At 61.4% G+C, this 19410-nt stretch carries 18 protein-coding genes; 8 read left to right on the forward strand and 10 right to left on the reverse strand.

The annotated features are described in order from the left end of the window. Nucleotides 1-2: 2 nt before the first annotated feature. Nucleotides 3-875 carry a sulfate ABC transporter permease subunit CysW gene (gene cysW / locus GTQ41_RS01110; protein ID WP_007952817.1) on the forward strand — a complete coding sequence of 291 codons (873 nt, stop codon included), beginning with the start codon at nucleotides 3-5 and terminating at the stop codon, nucleotides 873-875. Nucleotides 876-878: 3 nt separating this feature from the next. Beyond that, nucleotides 879-1868, forward strand: coding sequence for a sulfate/molybdate ABC transporter ATP-binding protein (locus GTQ41_RS01115; protein ID WP_047290764.1), 990 nt, complete (start codon nucleotides 879-881; stop codon nucleotides 1866-1868). Between the two features lie 89 nt (nucleotides 1869-1957). Here GTQ41_RS01115 and GTQ41_RS01120 read toward each other — a convergent pair whose 3' ends face one another. Further along, on the reverse strand, nucleotides 1958-2485 hold the full coding sequence (locus GTQ41_RS01120; protein WP_047290765.1) for a DUF962 domain-containing protein: 528 nt from the start codon (nucleotides 2483-2485) through the stop codon (nucleotides 1958-1960). An 82-nt stretch (nucleotides 2486-2567) separates the two neighbouring features. Here GTQ41_RS01120 and GTQ41_RS01125 point away from each other — a divergent pair, with 82 nt between their 5' ends. Beyond that, on the forward strand, nucleotides 2568-3245 hold the full coding sequence (locus tag GTQ41_RS01125; RefSeq protein ID WP_047290766.1) for a Crp/Fnr family transcriptional regulator: 678 nt from the start codon (nucleotides 2568-2570) through the stop codon (nucleotides 3243-3245). 165 nt (nucleotides 3246-3410) lie between these two features. On the opposite strand, the gene uraH is transcribed toward GTQ41_RS01125, so the two are convergent. Together uraH and GTQ41_RS01135 are read right to left on the reverse strand one after the other, a co-directional pair. Then, the gene (gene uraH / locus GTQ41_RS01130) at nucleotides 3411-3821 is read right to left on the reverse strand and encodes a hydroxyisourate hydrolase (protein WP_047290767.1); all 411 of its coding nucleotides are present in this window, start codon (nucleotides 3819-3821) and stop codon (nucleotides 3411-3413) included. Nucleotides 3822-3832: 11 nt separating this feature from the next. Next, nucleotides 3833-4318: a heme-binding protein gene (locus GTQ41_RS01135; protein ID WP_047290768.1), complete on the reverse strand. Its 486-nt coding sequence runs from the start codon at nucleotides 4316-4318 to the stop codon at nucleotides 3833-3835. 136 nt (nucleotides 4319-4454) lie between these two features. On the opposite strand from GTQ41_RS01135, the gene GTQ41_RS01140 reads away from it, so the two are divergent. Continuing rightward, nucleotides 4455-5135 carry a heavy metal response regulator transcription factor gene (locus tag GTQ41_RS01140; protein ID WP_047290769.1) on the forward strand — a complete coding sequence of 227 codons (681 nt, stop codon included), beginning with the start codon at nucleotides 4455-4457 and terminating at the stop codon, nucleotides 5133-5135. Further along, nucleotides 5125-6510, forward strand: coding sequence for a heavy metal sensor histidine kinase (locus GTQ41_RS01145; RefSeq protein WP_047290770.1), 1386 nt, complete (start codon nucleotides 5125-5127; stop codon nucleotides 6508-6510). The genes GTQ41_RS01140 and GTQ41_RS01145 overlap by 11 nt, the downstream gene beginning before the upstream one ends. Nucleotides 6511-6641: 131 nt before the next feature. Here GTQ41_RS01145 and GTQ41_RS01150 read toward each other — a convergent pair whose 3' ends face one another. After that, complete coding sequence (locus tag GTQ41_RS01150; RefSeq protein ID WP_047290771.1) at nucleotides 6642-7646, reverse strand: AraC family transcriptional regulator; 1005 nt, start codon at nucleotides 7644-7646, stop codon at nucleotides 6642-6644. Nucleotides 7647-7746: 100 nt separating this feature from the next. Between GTQ41_RS01150 and GTQ41_RS01155 the strand changes: the two genes are divergently transcribed. After that, entirely contained in the window at nucleotides 7747-8820 is a 1074-nt protein-coding gene (locus GTQ41_RS01155) for a fatty acid desaturase (protein WP_047290772.1), read from the forward strand. Nucleotides 8821-8950: 130 nt separating this feature from the next. Here GTQ41_RS01155 and GTQ41_RS01160 read toward each other — a convergent pair whose 3' ends face one another. The 3 genes from GTQ41_RS01160 to GTQ41_RS01170 are packed head-to-tail and all read right to left on the reverse strand — an operon-like array spanning nucleotide 8951 to nucleotide 12986. After that, complete coding sequence (locus tag GTQ41_RS01160) at nucleotides 8951-10561, reverse strand: arylsulfatase (protein WP_047290773.1); 1611 nt, start codon at nucleotides 10559-10561, stop codon at nucleotides 8951-8953. Between the two features lie 14 nt (nucleotides 10562-10575). Beyond that, nucleotides 10576-11391, reverse strand: coding sequence for an ABC transporter ATP-binding protein (locus tag GTQ41_RS01165; protein ID WP_047290774.1), 816 nt, complete (start codon nucleotides 11389-11391; stop codon nucleotides 10576-10578). Then, a complete protein-coding gene (locus GTQ41_RS01170) occupies nucleotides 11388-12986 on the reverse strand; it encodes an ABC transporter permease (RefSeq protein WP_047290775.1) in 1599 nt (532 codons plus the stop codon). Before GTQ41_RS01170 ends, GTQ41_RS01165 begins: the two co-directional genes overlap by 4 nt. Before the next feature lie 397 nt (nucleotides 12987-13383). On the opposite strand from GTQ41_RS01170, the gene GTQ41_RS01175 reads away from it, so the two are divergent. Beyond that, nucleotides 13384-14397 carry an ABC transporter substrate-binding protein gene (locus GTQ41_RS01175; protein ID WP_047290776.1) on the forward strand — a complete coding sequence of 338 codons (1014 nt, stop codon included), beginning with the start codon at nucleotides 13384-13386 and terminating at the stop codon, nucleotides 14395-14397. Between the two features lie 85 nt (nucleotides 14398-14482). On the opposite strand, the gene GTQ41_RS01180 is transcribed toward GTQ41_RS01175, so the two are convergent. Beyond that, complete coding sequence (locus GTQ41_RS01180) at nucleotides 14483-15403, reverse strand: LysR family transcriptional regulator (protein WP_047290777.1); 921 nt, start codon at nucleotides 15401-15403, stop codon at nucleotides 14483-14485. A gap of 181 nt (nucleotides 15404-15584) precedes the next feature. Here GTQ41_RS01180 and GTQ41_RS01185 point away from each other — a divergent pair, with 181 nt between their 5' ends. Then, nucleotides 15585-16505, forward strand: coding sequence for a TauD/TfdA family dioxygenase (locus GTQ41_RS01185; RefSeq protein WP_007963459.1), 921 nt, complete (start codon nucleotides 15585-15587; stop codon nucleotides 16503-16505). A gap of 107 nt (nucleotides 16506-16612) precedes the next feature. On the opposite strand, the gene GTQ41_RS01190 is transcribed toward GTQ41_RS01185, so the two are convergent. Together GTQ41_RS01190 and GTQ41_RS01195 are read right to left on the reverse strand one after the other, a co-directional pair. Beyond that, nucleotides 16613-18229, reverse strand: coding sequence for an alkaline phosphatase family protein (locus GTQ41_RS01190; RefSeq protein WP_047290778.1), 1617 nt, complete (start codon nucleotides 18227-18229; stop codon nucleotides 16613-16615). Between the two features lie 145 nt (nucleotides 18230-18374). Beyond that, on the reverse strand, nucleotides 18375-19319 hold the full coding sequence (locus GTQ41_RS01195; RefSeq protein ID WP_047290779.1) for a LysR family transcriptional regulator: 945 nt from the start codon (nucleotides 19317-19319) through the stop codon (nucleotides 18375-18377). Nucleotides 19320-19410: the final 91 nt, after the last annotated feature.

Raw genomic sequence — 19410 nt, forward strand, 5'->3', positions numbered from 1 at the left:
CCATGTCCCAATCGTCTATTGCGGCCGCGTCCTCGGCCAACGCTGCGCGGCGTGGCAGTGCCACTTCGCGCAGAATCCTGATCGGCCTTGGCTGGCTGATCTTTTTCCTGTTTCTGGTACTGCCGCTGTTCATCGTGGTCTCGCAAGGTCTGAAGAACGGCCTCGGCGCATTCTTCACCGCGATCTTTGAACCGGACGCCTTGTCGGCGCTGAAACTCACGGTGATCGCCGTGCTGATTTCGGTACCGCTGAACCTGGTGTTTGGCGTCAGCGCCGCGTGGTGCGTGAGCAAATACTCGTTCCGCGGCAAGAGCATGCTGGTGACGCTGATCGACCTGCCGTTCTCGGTGTCGCCGGTGATCGCAGGTCTGGTCTACGTGCTGATGTTCGGTGCGCAGGGCCTGTTCGGGCCGTGGCTGCAGGATCACGACATCCAGATCGTCTTCGCCCTGCCGGGCATCGTCCTGGCGACGATCTTCGTCACCGTGCCGTTCGTGGCCCGTGAACTGATCCCGCTGATGCAGGAACAAGGCACGCAGGAAGAGGAGGCCGCGCGGCTGCTTGGCGCCAACGGCTGGCAGATGTTCTGGCACGTCACCGTGCCCAACATCAAATGGGGCCTGATCTATGGCGTGGTGCTGTGTACCGCGCGGGCCATGGGTGAGTTCGGTGCGGTGTCGGTGGTTTCCGGGCACATTCGCGGGGTGACCAACACCTTGCCGCTGCACGTCGAGATCCTCTACAACGAATACAACCACGTGGCCGCGTTTGCCGTGGCGAGCCTGTTGCTGATCCTGGCGCTCTTCATCCTGCTGCTCAAGCAGTGGAGCGAAAACCGTATCAACCGCCTGCGCGCCAGCGCCGCGGAGGAATAATTCATGTCGATCGAAGTGCGTAACGTCAGCAAGAATTTCAATGCGTTCAAGGCGCTGGACAACATCAGCCTGGACATTCAGAGCGGTGAACTGGTGGCGCTGCTCGGCCCGTCCGGCTGCGGCAAGACCACGCTGCTGCGGATCATCGCCGGCCTGGAAACTCCGGATCAGGGCAACATCGTGTTTCACGGCGAAGACGTCTCCGGCCACGACGTGCGTGATCGCAACGTCGGTTTCGTGTTCCAGCACTACGCGCTGTTCCGGCACATGACGGTGTTCGACAACGTCGCGTTCGGCCTGCGCATGAAACCGAAAAACCAGCGCCCGAGCGAAAGCCAGATCGCGACCAAGGTCCACGAACTGCTGAACATGGTGCAGCTGGACTGGTTGGCCGATCGCTACCCGGAGCAACTGTCCGGCGGCCAGCGTCAGCGTATCGCCCTGGCCCGTGCTCTGGCGGTGGAGCCGAAAGTGCTGCTGCTCGACGAACCGTTCGGCGCCCTCGACGCCAAGGTGCGTAAAGAGCTGCGTCGCTGGCTGGCGCGCCTGCACGAAGACATCAACCTGACGTCGGTATTCGTGACCCACGACCAGGAAGAAGCGATGGAAGTCGCCGACCGCATCGTGGTGATGAACAAGGGCGTGATTGAGCAGATCGGCTCACCGGGCGACGTCTACGAAAACCCGGCCAGCGACTTCGTTTATCACTTCCTCGGCGACTCCAACCGCTTGTTGCTCAGCGACGACAACCACGTGCTGTTCCGTCCGCACGAAGTGTCGTTGTCCAAACATGAGCTGGAAGATCACCACGCCGCTGAAGTGCGCGATATCCGGCCGCTGGGCGCGACCACACGGGTGACGTTGAAGGTGGAAGGGCAAACGGACCTGATCGAGGCCGAAGTGGTGAAGGATCACGACAGCCTGATCGGACTGGCCAAGGGTGAAACCCTGTTCTTCAAGCCGAAGGTCTGGCAGAAAGTCGCCAGCCTCTAAAGTCAAAAGATCGCAGCCTGCGGCAGCTCCTACATTGGAATGCGTTTCTCCTGTAGGAGCTGCCGCAGGCTGCGATCTTTTAAAGCGGCCTAAGCCGCCGCATTGCGATTCGGATTGACCCGCACCGCCCCCGCCCGCGCCTCGATCTGCGCTTTCAACTCGTGGCGCATTCCCAGCAGGAACGCCACTTCGGCCACGACAAACAGCGGCCCGACAATCAACCCGCTGACATCATCGACAAACGCCGGTTTGCGCCCCTCGTAGTGGTGCCCGACAAACTGGATCACCCAGCCAATCACAAACATCGCCAGCCCGCTGCTGAGCCAGACCATCGTGCTCTGCTGCGCCAATGCATGTCCGGCCCAGACCGACAGGCCCATCAGCACCGTCATCAACACGCCGAGTTTCACTTCCAGGCGCAGATAAAACCATGCCGAGGCCAGCGCCAAGAGCACCGCCGGAGAGATCCACAAGCCGCCCAGTGACCACGCTGGTCGCGACAATAAAACGGCCACCGCCACCACGATCAGCGGAATGCCGATAAAGTGGCTGGCGATGTTGCGCGGGTCGCGGTGGTAGGCGGCGTATTGACTGAGATGGTCGACGAGGCTTTTCATTGTTGTTCCTCCTGTAGGGTGCGTGCAGCATGCCTCGGGTTCGGTGTTCGCTCTGTCAGGCAGGCGACAATTGGGAGTGTTCATGGATAAGCGTTCACGGCTGCTGACCGGGCAATGGTTCAGTCATCTGCCGACATCCTTTCAGGATAGTCTGCTGGTGGCGGCCCGGGAGCGGCGGCTGACGGCGGGGCAGCGCTTGTTCCAGCGCGGTGATCCGCCCTGCGGGTTGTACGCGGTGCTCGACGGCGCGATCCGCATCGGGGCGGTGAGCGAGCAGGGCAAGGAGGCGTTGCTGAGCCTGGTGGAGGCACCGCACTGGTTCGGCGAAATCTGCCTGTTCGATGGCCAGCCGCGCACTCACGATGCGTATGCAGTCGGGCCGTGCACGCTGCTGAATATCCCGCAGGCCACGCTGCTGAAAATCCTCGATGAACAACCGGTGTACTGGCGCCATCTGGCATTGCTGATGAGCCACAAACTGCGCTTGACCTTTATCAACCTCGAACAGTTGAGCCTGCTCCCGGCCCCGGCTCGCCTGGCGCATCGATTGCTGATGATCGCCGAGGGCTACGGTGAAATCGATGCGCCACGCCGGGTCCTGCAATTGCCTCAGGAACAGCTGGCGTCGATGCTCTCGCTGTCACGCCAGACTACCAATCAGATCCTCAAAGATTTACAGGGGCAGGGGATTATCGGGTTGGGGTATGGCGAGATCGAGATTCTCGATGCCGAGCGATTGCGCGCCGTCGCCACTGTCTGAAAACTCACACCATTCCACTGTGGGAGCTGGCTTGCCAGCGATTGCGGTGCATCAGTCGACATGCATGCTTGCTGAGCTGATGCCATCGCTGGCAAGCCAGCTCCCACAGGGTTCTCAACTATCCATGATCTTTGAGGCAAACCACAGAACCTGCAGGAGTGTGGCTTACGAGCCGCGATAGGTCGAGAAACCGTAAGGGCTGAGCAGCAACGGGATGTGGTAGTGCTGGTCAGTCTGCTTCACCTGGAAAATCACCGGGATCTCCGGGAAAAACGTCTCGCGCTTGTTCTTCTCGAAATACTCGCCGGTCTTGAACACCACCCGGTATTCGCCCGCTTCGAAAGGCTGTTTGGCCGGGAACAGTTCGGCGATGCGTCCCTGCTCGTTGGTGGTGCCCTGGGCCAGTGGCTGCCAGTTCTGGCCGACGTGTTTTTCCAGCGTCACATTGACGCCCGGCGAGGGCAGGCCGTTTTCCAGGTTGAGCACGTGCACGCTCAGTGGATTGCCGGCGGCCAGCGCCAGGCCGGAGAAGGCACTCAGGCCGAGTGCGGCGAAGGTCATGCGCAGGGTGGTCATGGTCAGTCTCCTTATTGGGAACGGGTAAGGGTCAGGCCAGCCTTTTCGGCGGCCTTGATGGCACAGTTTTCGTCCTGCTCGCCGCCGCCGGAACCGGCCACGCCCATGGCGCCGACCAGCTCATTGCCGGCGAACAACGGGATCCCGCCGCCGAGCAACAACAGCTCGTCGAGGGTGTTGAGATTGGCGGTTTCCGGGTTGCTGCGGGCGCGCTCGGCGAACAGCCGGGTCGGGGTTTTCGTCGACATCGCGGTGTAAGCCTTGCGCTGGCTGGCCGCGGTGTTGTGCGGGCCGATGCCGTCGCCGCGCAGGGTCACCAGCACGTTGCCGCCACGGTCGAGCACCGATACCGTCGCGGTGCAATTGCTCAGCGCGGTGTCGGCCAGCAGGCGTGCGGTTTTCAGGTCGAGGTCAGCGTGACGCGGCAGTTCAGGGGCGGCGAAAGCGCTGGCGCTGAGGCCGAGGGCGAGGCTGGCTGCAAGGTATTTGACGGTCATGAACAGGCTCCGAAAGCGAAGGACATCACCTTAGCCGCCGCTCTTCGTCAGAACCCCGTCAGTCGGATTACAAGTTTGTAATGGGCAACGCCGTCGAAGGCGCCTAGCCTGTGTGCCTGATCAATCGAGGTGTGCCATGCGTTTGCTGGTCGTAGAAGATGAAGCCAAAACCGCGAATTTCCTGGCCAAGGGCCTGGGCGAATCGGGGTTTGCCGTGGATGTGGCGCTCAATGGCCTTGATGGGCGCTATTTCATCGAGCAGCAGGCCTACGACCTGATCATCCTCGACGTGATGCTGCCGGGCCTCAATGGCTGGCAACTGCTGCAACTGATCCGCCAGCGCGGCGCCACCCCGGTGTTGTTCCTGACGGCCAAGGATGCCATCGAAGACCGCGTACGCGGCCTCGAACTGGGCGCCGACGACTATCTGCTAAAACCATTCGCCTTCGCCGAACTGCTCGCGCGGGTGCGTACGCTGCTACGGCGCGGGCCGCTGCGCGAAGCCGAGTCCTACAGCATCGCTGATCTGGAAATCGACGTGCTGCGGCGTAGGGTCAGTCGCGGCGGCCAGCGCATCGCCCTGACCAACAAGGAATTTGCCCTGCTGCAATTGCTCGCAAGCCGCCAGGGCGAAGTGTTGTCCCGTACGCTGATCGCCTCGCAGGTGTGGAACCTGAATTTCGACAGCGACACCAACATGGTCGAAGTTGCAGTGCGCCGCTTGCGGGCCAAGGTCGATGATCCGTACATGCCGAAACTGATCCACACCGTGCGCGGGGTCGGCTATCAGCTGGAGGCGCCCGACGATGCGGTCTAGGTCGATCGCCTGGCGTCTGGCGCTGGCGTTCGCCGTGGTCTGCGCGTTGGTGTTGAGCGCGATTGGCGTGTTTCTCTACCGCTCGCTCGACTCGGAGATCGCCTACCGGGATGATCTGGCGTTGCTTGGCCGCCTGGAGCAAGTGCGCGCCTTGCTCGCCGACAGCGACAGCCTCGGCGCCTTGCAGGCGCGGCCACGTCTCTATCAGAACATGCTCGGTAACCTCGACAGCCTGTTGCTGGTGCGGCGCGCCGATGGCTCGAACGTGATCGCAATCAACCCGCGCCAACGCGAGCTGCCGTCATTGAACGCCATCGCGCGCGAGCGAACACCGCAGCGTCGTGATGTGCTGACCTGGCAGGCGCCGGACGGCGCCGAGCTGGCGCTGTTGTCCGGTGACGCCCAAGGGCCGAACGGCGAACCGCTGACGGTGATCGCCGGCAAGGTGCTCACTGAGCGCGAGCAGATGCTCGCCAGTTATCGCTTGCGCCTGTACCTGGCCATCGGGCTCGGTGCGTTGCTGGCGTTCGCGCTGGGGCTGGTGCTGCTGCGCCGTGGCCTGCAACCGTTGCGCCAGTTAAGCGCGGCGGTGCGCGGCATTGATCTGCGCAGCCTCGACCAGCGTCTGCCCGCCAGCGGCACCCCCGCCGAACTGCTCGAACCGGTGCAGGCGCTCAACGGCATGCTCGCGCGGCTGGACGACAGCGTGCAGCGGCTGTCGCAGTTTTCGGCCGATCTGGCCCATGAGATCCGCACGCCTTTGCACACCTTGCTCGCCAGCAACGGTCAGGCGCTGAACCATCCGCGCAGCACGGCGGAGTATCAGGAGCTGCTGGCCTCGAACATGGAAGAATTCGAACGCCTCAAGCGCATGGCCGAAAACCTGATGTTCCTCGCCCGCGCCGAACAGGCGGAGCGCGCGCTCGACTTGCAAACACTGGATCTGCACAGCCTCGGCAGCGAGCTGTGCGACTACTTCGAAGCCCTGGCCGATGATCGCCAGTTGCGCCTGGAAAACCAGCTGCACGGCGAACTGTTGGCCGACCAGCAACTGCTGCAACGCGCCCTGGGTAATCTGCTGGCCAACGCGGTGCGCCACGCCGATGAAGGCACGCCGATCAGCCTGCGCCGCCGTGATGAGGCAGGTGTGTGTTGGTTGCAGGTACACAACCACGGCCCGGTGATTGCGCCAGAACATCTGGGCAAACTGTTCGACCGCTTCTATCGCGTCGACCCTTCACGGGCGCAGCCTGGAGATTCGGGTGGGCTGGGGCTGGCGATTGTGCAGTCGATCATGCAGTTGCATGGCGGGCGGGTGCGGGTGAGCAGTGATGCTGCAGGTACGGTGTTCGAGCTGGGTTTTGAGGTTGTCTGACGGGCGCCTTCGCGGGCAAGCCCGCTCCCACAGGATATCGGGCGTACATGAGCTTTGAGTACGACACGGACACTGTGGGAGCGGGCTTGCCCGCGAAGAGGCCAGTAGGTTCAGCACACATTCCGGATCAATCAGCGCAACTGATCGCGAAACTGCCCCGGCGTCATTCCCGTCCAGCGCTTGAACGCGCGGCTGAAGCTGCTGGTGTCGGCAAATCCCAGCAGGTAACTGACTTCACTCAACGAACATTGCGGATCGCGCAGGTGCAGCAGCGCAAGGTTTTCGCGGCTCTCGTTGAGCAGCGTGTCGAAGCGACAGCCCTCGTCCGCCAGATGCCGTTGCAGGCTGCGCAGGCTCAGGTGCAAGGCCTGGGCGATGCGTTCGGCGCTGGGTTCGCCTTCGGGCAGTTGTTCTTCGATGGCGTCGCGCACCTTGCGCTCCCAGGTCAGCGGTTGGAGCTGGGCCAGGGTGCGCTTGAGCACCGCTTCGTTGTGTTCGGCCAGTTCCGGGTTGGCGTCGTCGAGGTGGCTGTCGAAGTCGGTAAGGGAGAACTCCAGGCGATCCTCGGCGCAGGAAAAATGCACCGGGGCGCGGAACACTTTGTGCCATTGATGTGCATCGGAGGGTTCCGGGCGGCGCAGGTAGACCGCCAGCGGTGCGTAGTCGCGACCGAGGCGATTGCGGCAGGTGCGCACATAGATCGCGGCAAACGCGTCGATGGCTTCGAAAGCCGGCGCCGGATTGCCTGACGGAATCTTCAGACGAAACAGATAGCGGTCGTCGCTGCGGCTCAGCTCCAGCTCCAGCGCATCGCTGACCACCGGGTGATAACGCACGATGCGCTCGAACACCTCACGCAGGCTGCCGCTGGCCACCAGCGCGTACCCGAGCGCATGGAACGTGGTCGGGCTGACGAACCGCGACACTCGCAGACCGATCGCCGGATCCCCGCTGAACTGCACCGCCAGTTGCCACAGGCGCGTGGTGCCGGACAACGGATAACGCGCGTTCGGGTCGTCCATCAACTGTGGGTCGAGCCCGGCCTGTTGGCACAGGCCGATACTGTCCAGCCCCAGCGCATCGAGTTGCTTGCGCAAGGCACGGGTCCAGCTGGCGAGTGAGGTCGGTTCCTTCATGCTGATTGGCGCTTCCGGTCAACAGGTTGGCGTTCACGGCTACCGTCAATAAAGCGTTCGCAGGGCAGGATGCGAACATCAATAAACAGAGGATGGAAGCATGGACCGTACTTCTGCAAGTCCCCAGCGACACAATGCTGCCCAGCGATCAGCGCATATTCGCGAAGTGGTGCTGGCCAAAGGCGTCGAGCTGCGTGAGCGCTACCCGATCCTGCAGCATCAGGACGCTCTCGGTGCGGGGATTCTGGCTTTTGCCCTGGCTGGGATGATCGGTTCGGCGACGCTGTACGTCACTGGCCACATGGCGTGGTGGGTGTGTCTGTTGCTCAACGCGTTTTTCGCCTCCCTGACCCACGAGCTGGAGCACGACCTGATCCACAGCATGTATTTCCGCAAGCAGCGCGTGCCGCACAACCTGATGATGGGCCTGGTGTGGCTGGCGCGGCCGAGCACGATCAATCCGTGGATCCGCCGCCATCTGCACCTCAATCACCATAAGGTGTCCGGCACTGAAACCGACATGGAAGAGCGCGCAATCACCAACGGCGAACCATGGGGTTTTGCGCGGTTGCTGATGGTCGGCGACAACGTGATGTCGGCGTTCATCCGCATGCTAAGGGCCAAGACCTGGGCGCACAAAATCAACATCATCAAGCGCACGCTGAAAGTCTATGCGCCACTGGCGCTGCTGCACTGGGGCGCGTGGTACGTGTTTCTCGGCTTCCACGCGGCAAATGGCGTGGCTTACCTCGTGGGTTCGCCGATCGAATGGTCGGCGACCACGTTGTCAGTGATGCAGGTGATCGACATCGCGGCAGTGGTGATCATCGGCCCGAACGTGCTGCGCACCTTTTGCCTGCACTTCATCAGCTCGAACATGCATTACTACGGCGACATCGAGGCGGGCAACGTGCTGCAGCAATGCCAAGTGCTCAATCCGTGGTGGCTGTGGCCGCTGCAGGCGTTCTGCTTCAACTTCGGCAGCAGCCACGGCATTCATCATTTCGTGGTGAAGGAACCGTTTTACATCCGGCAGATGACTGTGCCGGTGGCGCACAAGGTGATGCGTGAGATGGGCGTGCGGTTCAATGATTTCGGCACGTTTGGGCGGGCTAACCGTTTTGTTCGTCGGGATGAGGTGGTGCAGGAAGAGGTGCGCACTGCCCGGGCTTGATAGCTGAGTTTGAGGGCCTCATCGCTGGCAAGCCAGCTCCCACAGGTTTCAGTGTCATTCAAAGGATTTGTGAACGACATTGAGCCTTGTGGGAGCTGGCTTGCCAGCGATAGCGGTGGTTCTGGCCGTTTCAGTCCGGCTGAAACGGCGATGCACTGAGAATCACCCCGGTCTCCTCCACGTATTTCTGCCAATGCCCGATCAAGGTGTTGAGCTTGTCCGGCTGACTCGACGCCAGATCATGAATTTCCCCCGGATCACTGCTCAAGTCATACAGCTGCCAGGTCGCCGGCCCCACCGGCCCGGGGATCCACACCGCCTTCCACGACCCTTGGCGAATCGCCCGGCGGCCAAACAATTCCCAGCCGGTGACGGTGTGCTCGTCATGCACCTGCGCCGTCTCGCCAGACAAAAAGCCCAGCCATGATTTGCCGCGCAGCGGCGCCACCGGTTTGCCGTGCCATTGCTTGCCCGGATGGCGCACACCGGCCAGATCGAGAATCGTCGGGGTGATGTCCATCACCGTACCGAAACCGTGGCTGATCTGCCCTTTGATTGGCAATTGCGGATAGTGCAGCAGCGCCGGTACGCGAATCCCGCCTTCGGTGGTGAACGCCTTGAACAGCCGTGACGGTGCGGTCGCCACCTGCGCCCAGCTCGGTCCGTACCAGACGTAGGAATTGGCACGTCCGATGTTGTCGAGGCTGTTGTCGTAATGCTGGTTGAGGTACGTCAGCAGTTCCGGGCCGAACTTGGGGAACGCTTCCAGTAGCGCACCCTCGGCGCCGTTATCGGACATGAACAGGATGAAGGTGTTATCGAGTTGGCCCTGCTGGCGCAGGTAATCGACCACCCGGCCAATGTTCCAGTCCATGCGCTCGACCATCGCCGCGTAAACCTCCATGGCTCGCGCGGAAATCTGTCGTTGCTCAGCGCTTAGCGCAGCCCATTGTGCATTCAGTTGAATCAGCGGATGCGGCTCGACATCCGGCTCGATCAGGCCCAGCGCTTTGAGTTTTTCCAGGCGTTCCAGACGCAGGACTTCGGGACCGGCGTCATAGCGGCCACGGTATTTTTCGACTACCTCGGCCGGTGCCTGCAACGGCCAGTGCGGTGCGGAGAAGGGCAGATAAGCGAAGAATGGCCGGCTCTGATCGCGCTCCTTGAGATACTGCAGCAGCTTGTCGCCGAAGGCGTCCGACGAGTAGAAATCCTTGGGCAGCTCATCGATAAAGGTGTCGTCTTCGATGTACAGCGCTGGCGTCGATTTGAGCAGGCCCGGGGTGTGTTCGTCGTAGGTCGGTTCAAAACCGTAATGGTTGGCCGCCCCCGGCAGCAGCGAAAACGAACGCTCGAAACCTCGGGCCTGCGGTGCCAGCTCAGCCGTCAGGCCGAGGTGCCATTTGCCGCTCATCAGGGTCTGATAACCGGCCTCGCGCAGCAGCTCGGGCAGGGCGACCACGCGGTCATTCAAGTAGCCCTCATAACCCGGTTTGCCGATCAACTCCGGGGTCAGCGCTTCGGCCATGGTGCCGATGCCGGCGATGTGGTGGTCGGTGCCGGTCAGCAGCATCGAACGCGTTGGCGAGCAGGTCGGTGCGGTGTGGAAATCGGTCAGGCGCAAGCCGTTATTGGCCAGCGCATCAAGGTTCGGCGTGGCGATTTCGCCACCGAAGGCGCCGATATCGGAGAAGCCGAGATCGTCGGCCAGAATCACCAGAAAGTTGGGGCGTTGCGGCATCGATACAGCTCCTCTCAATAGGCAATGAACGACAGCGGCAGATCGCGGATCTGCACCGGCAGGCTCGGTTGGTAATGGTCGTCACTGGTCAGTTCGTGCAGCAGTTCTTCACGCAACTGATGGAAGTCGAAACTGCTGCGCTGACGTGGATGCGGTAAGGCGATGTCGACCACCTGCTTGATCCGTCCCGGACGCGGCTCCATTACCACCACGCGGTCGGCGAGGAAGATCGCTTCCTCGACGTCGTGGGTGACCAGAATCGTGGTGATTTTTGCCCGGTCGCGGATCGCCAGCAGTTCGTCCTGCATCTGCTGGCGGGTCAGCGCATCGAGTGCGCCGAAGGGTTCGTCGAGCAGCAGAATCCGTGGGCTGGCGACCAGTCCGCGAGCAATCGCCACGCGCTGCGCCATGCCGCCGGAGAGCTGGTGCGGATAGGCCCGGGTGAAATCGCGCAGGCCGACCAGCTCAATGAAATCGTTGATGCGCTGCTGCTTTTCGGCGGCGCTCAGTGGTTCGTTGACCAGACCGAGACCGATGTTGTCGGCCACCGTCAGCCACGGGAACAAACGGTGCTCCTGAAATACGATGCCGCGCTCGCTACCGATGCCGCTGACGGCTTTGCCATCGACGCTGATCTGCCCGCGAAACTGCGTGTCGAGGCCCACCAGCAAACGCAGCAAGGTGGATTTGCCGCAACCGCTGGACCCGACGATGGCGACGAATTCGCCCTCGGCGATGTCGAGGTTGAATTCACGAATCGCCTCCAGTTCGAAACCGTCGACGTCGAAGGATTTGCCTACGTGGGTGAAGCTGACAATCGGTGCGTTCATGCGTGTCTCCAGCGAGTGGCGCGAATTTCCAGGCGTTGGCCGATGAGGTTGAGCAGGGCGCCGGTGAGGCCGACCAGCAGCATCCCGGCCATGATCAGGTCCATGCGCAGCAGTTGTTGGGCGCCGATCATCTGGCTGCCGATGCCGCCGTTGGACGGCATGAAGTATTCGGCGCCGATGGTGCCGAGCCAGGCGTAGATCAGACTCAGGCGCAGTCCGGCAAAAATCCCCGGCGCCCCGCCCGGCAGCACCAGACGGCGCAGGCGCTGGCCGAGGCTCAGGCGCAGTACCTGCGCGGCTTCATTCAGGTGTGGCGAGAGACTGGCGACGCTACGCTGAGTGGCGATGAACAACGGAAAGAACGCGGCGAGGGCGACGAACACCCACTTCGCCAATTCACCCAAACCGAACCACGCGGTGAGCAGCGGCACCCAGGCGAAAATCGCGATTTGACGGATGGCGGCGAGGGTCGGGCCGAGCAGTCGTTCGCTGGTGCGTGAAAGCCCCAGCAGCAAGCCGAGGGCAAAACCAAGTCCGCCGCCCAGCAGCAAGCCGCCAAGGGTACGACCGAGACTCAAGGCCATGCCGCTGATCAGCGTGCCGTCGAGCAAACCGTTTTTTGTTGTTTCCAGCACCGCGAACGGGCTGACCAGGATGTTCGCATCGACCCATTGCTGATCGCTCGCTACTTGCCACAAACCGATCAGGCTCAGCGGCAACAACCACGGTTGCAGCCGCTGCCAGCCTTCATAGCGCGGGCCACCGCGGATTTCTGCGGTGGCCGGGTGCGGCCAGTGCACCAGTTTGCGGTCGAGAAAACCGATGCCGCGATCCATCGCCACGCCGAGCACACCGATAACCACGATGCACACGAACACGATGTCGAGCATGAACAGTTGCCGTGCCCAGACCATCAGGTAACCGATGCCTTCGCTGGACGCCAACAGCTCCACCGCCAGCAAGGACGTCCAGCCAGCGGCCAGGGCCAGGCGTACGCCGGCCATGAACGCTGGCAGTGCGGCGGGCAGCACCAGACGCCGGATCAGCAAGTACGACGGCAGGCGCAACACGGCGGCGGCTTCGCGCAGTTTCGGTTGCGCATCTCGAACGCCGACCAAGGTGTGCAGGGTCACCGGCACCACGATGGCCTTGATCAGCACCACCAGTTTCAACACTTCGCCGATGCCGAAAAACACCATGAACAGCGGAATCCACGCCAGCGTTGGCACCTGTGCCAGACCGGCGAAGGTCGGAAACACCAACCGTTCGAGGCGCCGGCTGAAACCCAGTGCGGCACCCAGCACCGCACCCGCGCAGATGCCAGCCAGCAAGCCCCAGAGCAGGCGTTGCAGGCTGATCCACAAATGACTCCACAGCTCGCCCTGGGACAGCTCGATGGCGCTGTTCCACACCAGCGATGGCGCCGGCAGAATCTGTTCGCTCATCCATTGATTGCGCGCGGCCAGCCACCACAGAGCGAACAGGCTGACTGGCAGCAGCCAGGGCAACAGGCGTTGGTTGAGGCTTGGCCACGTCCGATGACGTTTCAGGGGCGGCGCGGGCAGCGGCAGGCTGAGCAGGGAATCACGGGCCATGGGTGACCTCCGTTGTCGGGTTGGATCGGGAGCAAGATCAAAAGATCGCAGCCTTCGGCAGCTCCTGCAGGGGGACGCGTCCGTGAATTCGCTCCTGTAGGAGCTGCCGAAGGCTGCGATCTCCAGTGGTATTAGCTATAAATAAATTGTTATAAGCGAAATCAAAAATATTGAATTTGGAGATAAGCAGCGCCATTTAAGGCTTCCAGAACATCGCGCATCCAATGCATTCGAAGAATATTTTCGATGCTGTTAATGCATACGCCGCTGAAGCCCGCTCTGTTGCTTGCTTAGCGTTAATAGCTATAAAAATGTGCATTTATAGTATTTAAGCGAAGGTCACGCTTCGGCCTACTTTCGGCTCCTCAACGCCTGTCGTGATCAAGGAGCTACATCCATGAACCTTCCCTTCAAACGAGTTTTCAGTCTGTTTGCCATTCCGGCACTGGCGGGCCTGCTGGCGTTTACCGCGCAGGCCGACGAGCTCAAGGAAATCCGGATCGCTGTGCCTGACCTGAGCGCCGGCACCCAGCACAGCGGCGGCGGTGTGGTGGATGTGCTGCGTGATCGGCAGATCTTCGAAAAAGCTTTCGCCGATCAGGGCATCAAGATTCAATGGAGCTTCTTTAAGGGCGCCGGACCGGTGATCAACGAGGCGTTTGCCAACGGTCAGGTCGATCTGGCGTATCTGGGCGACCTGGCGGCGATCATCGGCAAGTCCAACGGCCTCGACACACGCTTGCTCAGCGCCAGTGCGCGCGGGGTGAAGCAATATCTGGGCGTGGTGCCGGGTTCGGGGATCAAGACTTTGCAGGATCTCAAGGGCAAGCGCGTGGCGATCTTTCGTGGCACCGCCACGCAGTTGTCGTTTGATGCGGCGCTGGCCAGTCAGGGCCTGAGCGAAAAGGATCTGAAGGTGATCAACCTCGACTTCAACGCAGCGGTCGCGGCATTGGCGGCTAAACAGATCGACGCATCGTGGGGCAGTTCCGGGCTGACGGCTCTGCAAGCCAAGGGGCTGGCGGAATTGCCGCTGAACACCAAGGATCTGGGCGGGGCCGGCAGTGTGCAGTCAGTGCTGGTGGGCACCGGCAAGTTTGTCGACGAGCATCCGCAGGTCGTGGCGAAGCTGCTCAAGGCGCAGCAACAAGCCGTGGATTGGCTGACCCAGGACAACAACAAGGATGCCTACGTGCAACTGGTGTCGGGGCTGGCGAGTTATCCACCGCTGATCCTGACCCAGGACCTGCAGGATCAGAAACTCAGCGAAGTGTTCCCGTCAACGCTGGACCCGGTGTTCCTCGGCAAATTACAGGACTCGGTGGATCTGGCGGCGCAGCAGAAACTGATCCGCAAACCGTTCAAGGTCAGCGATTGGGTGGCGCCTGAACTGGCGGCGGCCAAGCTTTAAAATCACAAGATCGCAGCCTTCGGCAACGCCTGCAGGAGAACGCATTCCCATGTAGGAGCTGCCGAAGGCTGCGATCTTTTGATCTTCAAACCGCGACGCTGATTTCCTGTTTATCCACCGCCACCAACGTCTCGATCATCGCTCTTGCTGCGGGCGACAGGCGAAACCCGGTACGACTGACAATCCCGCAGCGCGCATTCATGCTCTCCAGATTCTGCGGCAGGTTGCGCCAGTGCAGCAGCGCCAGTGAACCTTGGGCAATGTCTTCGACGAACGCCTCTTCCGTGCCGACGCCAATCGCATTGGATTGCAGCACCACTTTCACCAGCGCCGGGAAATGCTCGGTCTCGATGGTCGGCGAAAAATCGATCCGGCCGCTGAGGTTCGCCAGCAGTTTGCGAATCCCTGGCGGGATCAGCGTGGTCGCCAGCGGGTAGTCGAACATGTCGTTGGTCGACAGGCTTTCCTTGGCCAGCAGCGGGTGCCCGGGCCGGCAGAAAAACACCCCGCGTTTGGGCGTCAGGGCCTGGGTCTGGAAGTTTGGATCGGCCTCGAAATGGCGGATGTCGGCGATGAAGAATTCGATCTCTTCACGGCTCAGCGCGCGGCTGAGTTTTTCCCAGTTATCCACCTGAAAACAGGTGCGTACTTTCGGGTGCGCGTTGATGAATTGCGCCACCGCATCCGGCACCAGTTTCACCGCTGGCGCCGGGCCGCAACCAAAGTGCAGCTCTCCGGCATCAAGCTTGGTCATTTGCGTCACTTCGGCGCTGAGCAACGCTGCGCCCTGCACCAGGGTCAGGGCGTGTTGCAGCACCACCTGGCCTTCGGGGGTGGGGCGCAGATCCTTGTTGCCGCGATCCACCAGCACGCAGCCGAACTCTTGCTCTAGCCCTTGGATGCTGCGGCTGAACGCCGGTTGAGTGATGCCCATTGCGTCCGCCGCACGGACAAAACTGCGGTGTTCGTTGAGGGCGATGAAGTAGCGCAACTGGCGAAGATCCATATGCTTTCCCGGCATCCTAAAAATAGCTCGAAGGCATTTGCGACGAGGGTTACTTGAGGTTTTAAATGCAAGCTCTTATTCCGTCAACGAAGCATGTGAATATCTATTAGATGTAAATGGAATATAGATAGAGCCATGTTTCGCTGTCGCCCAACCGCAAGCAGTCGATGAGGGTCTACCCATGAGCAATGCCGCACTCGCTGTAAAACCCGCTGTCCACGCGCTGGAAATCCATCCGGTGGCCGGCCGTATCGGCGCCGAGATTCGGGGCGTGCACCTGTCCGGTGAATTGGACGCCGCTACCGTCGAAGCCATTCAGCAGGCGCTGATCCAGTACAAGGTGGTGTTCTTCCGCGAGCAGACCCAGCTCGACGATCAGCGCCAGGAAGCCTTCGCCCATCTGCTCGGCGAGCCCGTGGCGCATCCGACCGTGCCGGTGCGTGAGGGCACGCGTTATCTGCTGGAACTGGACGGCGCCGAGGGCCAGCGCGCCAACTCCTGGCACACCGACGTGACCTTCGTCGACGCCTACCCCAAAGCCTCGATCCTGCGCTCGGTGGTGGCCCCGGCCTTCGGTGGCGACACCTTGTGGGCCAACACCGCGACCGCCTACAACGAACTGCCGACTGAACTGCGCGAGCTGGCGGACAAACTGGTCGCCGTGCACAGCAACGAATACGACTACGCCGGGGCCAAGCCGGACGTGTCGGCGGAGAAGCTCGAGCGCTATCGCAAGATCTTTACCTCGACGGTCTACGAGACCGAGCACCCGGTGGTGCGTGTACACCCGATCAGCGGCGAGAAGAGCTTGTTGCTGGGGCACTTCGTCAAACGCATCAAGGGTTATTCGCAAGCCGATTCGGCGCACCTGTTCGGCTTGTTGCAGAGCCATGTGATCCGTCAGGAAAACACTGTGCGCTGGCGCTGGAAGGCTGGTGATGTGGCGATCTGGGACAACCGGTCGACCCAGCATTATGCGATTGATGATTACGGCACTCAGGATCGCATCGTGCGGCGAGTGACGCTCAAGGGTGAAGTGCCGGTTGGGGCTTCGGGGCAACGTAGTCAGACCATTAAAGGCGCGGATATCGTCGGCGTTTGATAAGGCTCCATCGCTGGCAAGCCAGCTCCCACAGAGATTGGTGTCGGACACAAAGGATGCGAACAACGCAAAACCTGTGGGAGCTGGCTTGCCAGCGATGCTTTTAACTACCACACACCGATTTGCACCACCTTCTCGGTCTCCGGCTCGCCATAGCGAAACCGCTGCCCGCGCAAATCGATCTCCTGATGACTGATCGTGGTCCGCCGCTTCAACCCGCGCACCCATTCAAACAGGTACCCCGCGTGCTCCTCGCGCACCGCCGCGTACGCCGGGTTGTCACCCAGATCGCGCAACTCCTGCGGATCATTCAGCAGATCAAACAACTGCGGCCGGAAGCCGTCGTACGCCAGGTATTTCCAGCGCTCGCTGCGCACCATGGTCATGCGGCAACGGTCGATCGGTTGGCCAAGTCGCTCGCGTGCCGGGGCCTGGAAGGCGTAGTCGTATTCGCTGATGGCGTAGCGGCGCCACTCGGGATTTTCGCCGTGCAACAGCGGGATCAGCGAGCGGCCTTCCAGCCGATGCTCGGCGCCCGGCAGGCCCAGTGCCTGGAGAAAAGACGGCAAGGCATCAATGGTTTCCGCCAATCGCTCATCCACCGTACCGCGGGTGATGTCCGCCGCCGCACGCGGGTCGCGCACGATCAACGGTACGCCCACCGCTTGCTCGAGCAAAAACTCCTTCTCGCCCAGCCAATGGTCACCCAAAAAGTCGCCGTGATCGCTGGTGAACACGATCAACGTGTCATCCCAACGACCCTTGCTCTGCAAACAATCAAACAGCCGACCGAGTTGATCATCCACTTGCTTGATCAGGCCCATGTAGGTGGGGATTACATTCAATCGTACTGAATCACGGGAGAAGTTGCGGCTTTCCTCATGCTGGCGAAACGCCGTGTATACGGGGTGTTTGCTGGCTTCGGAGGGCGTCGCGCGGACCGCTTCGAGAATCGATTTCGTACTGTACAAGGCGTGGTATGGTGCCGGTACGATATAGGGCCAGTGCGGTTTGATGTAGGAGAGGTGTAAACACCAGGATTTCTCACCTTGCTCGGTGATGAAGTCGATGGCTCGATTTGTAGTGTAGACAGTCTCTGAGAACTGCTCGGGAATTCGCGCTGGCAAATGCGCATGACGCATGTGCCAGCCGCTGAGGATTTCTCCGTTCTCGCCTTCGGCAGCGTTGGCCCAGTCGTGCCAGGGGTTGCGCCCGTCGAAACCGTGCTCGCGCAGGTAATGGGTGTAGGGCGCGGATTCGCGTTTGTCGTCGAACAGCGGGTCATCGGGGAAGATCCCGTCGTGGCGAAAGTACGGCTCGAAACCGACCTCGTTGAGCACTTCGGCTTGCGCGCTGTCCGGGTTGATCGCTAGACGCTGCAAGGCGTCGACGTTGGCCGTGGCGTGGGTCTTGCCGACCAGCGCAGTGCGAATGCCGTGCGGGCGCAGATAATCACCGATGGTCAGTTCTTCCAGCGGCAACGGCACGGCGTTCCATGCGACCTGATGGCTGCTGACGTAGCGCCCGGTGTAGGCCGACATCCGCGACGGCCCGCAGATCGTGCCCTGGGTGTAGGCACGGCTGAAGCGCACGCCAGCGGCGGCCAGGCGATCGATGTTCGGCGTGTGCAGATGCGGATGGCCGTAGCAGGACAGGTAATCGCGGCGCAGTTGATCGCACATGATGTACAGCACGTTGCGCACAGGGTTTTGCGGGTTGGACATGGGGTTCACCGGTCAGAGAGACAGGCGAGGGTTGTCGCTTTCGGCGGGGGTGTTCGGCAAGTGCATTTGGGGAATGGGTTTTATGCAGTGGATGCATCGGTGACTGTTTCGGCACCATCGCTGGCTTGCCAGCGATAGCGGTAGCTCAGACAGCTAAATTTTCGAGTGAACAAACCTCCTCATCTACCGCATCAATCGCCTTGATCTGCTCAATCATCGCCTCGGCCAGCGGCGACAACCGATACCCCGCCCGACTGACAATCCCATAACGGGTGTACAGCTCCTCCAGGTCATCGGCCAAACCCTCGATCCGCAAACACACCAGTTCGCCCTTGACCTGATGCAGTGCGTCGGAATACGCGCCAACGATGCCGATGGCATCCGAGCGCAGCACCACGCCGAGCAGGCTTGAGCTGTTTTCGCATTCGACATTGGGGGTGAAATCCGGGCGGCCGCTGAGGTCGACGATGACCTTGCGCAGGTTCGGCGGACGAAGGCTCACCGCCAGTGGATAACTCATCAATTGCTCGGCCGAAACCCGTTCGAATGCCGCTAATGGATGCCCGGCGCGGCAGCAGAAATGCCATTTGCGCGGCCGCAAACGGTACGTCAGGTAATCCGGATCGGCTTCGAAGTGGCGAGTGTCGGCGACGAAGAACTCGAACTCTTCGCTGAGCAGGCGTTTGCTCAGGCTCTGCCAGTCATCGACCTGAAATTGCACCCGCGCTTTCGGGTAGCGCCCGATGAACGCGCCGATCGCGCGCGGGATCAATCCGGCTGCCGGCGCCGGGCCGCAACCGAAGCGCAATTCGCCCGCCTCCAGCCCATTGAACTGACTGATCTCGTTGGCCATCTGCTGCGCGCCGCTGACCAGTCGCCGCGCATGTTCGAGCAGCACCTGACCCTGCTTGGTCGGCGGTAATTCCTTGCGCCCGCGATCGACCAACTGACAGCCGACGCTGTGCTCCAGCGCCTGGATGCTGCGGCTGAACGCCGACTGCGACAGGTTCACCGCCTGCGCGCCGGCGACGAAACTGCGTTGTTCGGCGAGGGCGATGAAGTGTCGAAGTTGGCGCAAGTCGATATGCATTTTTCACATAAAAAATATCCGGGAAATGCATTGGATATGCATTAGGTCGACTCCTTATAAAGGCAATCTCTTATGCAGTAAATATTTGTAA

It is taken from the genome of Pseudomonas sp. AN-B15, assembly GCF_019056475.1.
Lineage (GTDB): Bacteria > Pseudomonadota > Gammaproteobacteria > Pseudomonadales > Pseudomonadaceae > Aquipseudomonas > Aquipseudomonas parakoreensis.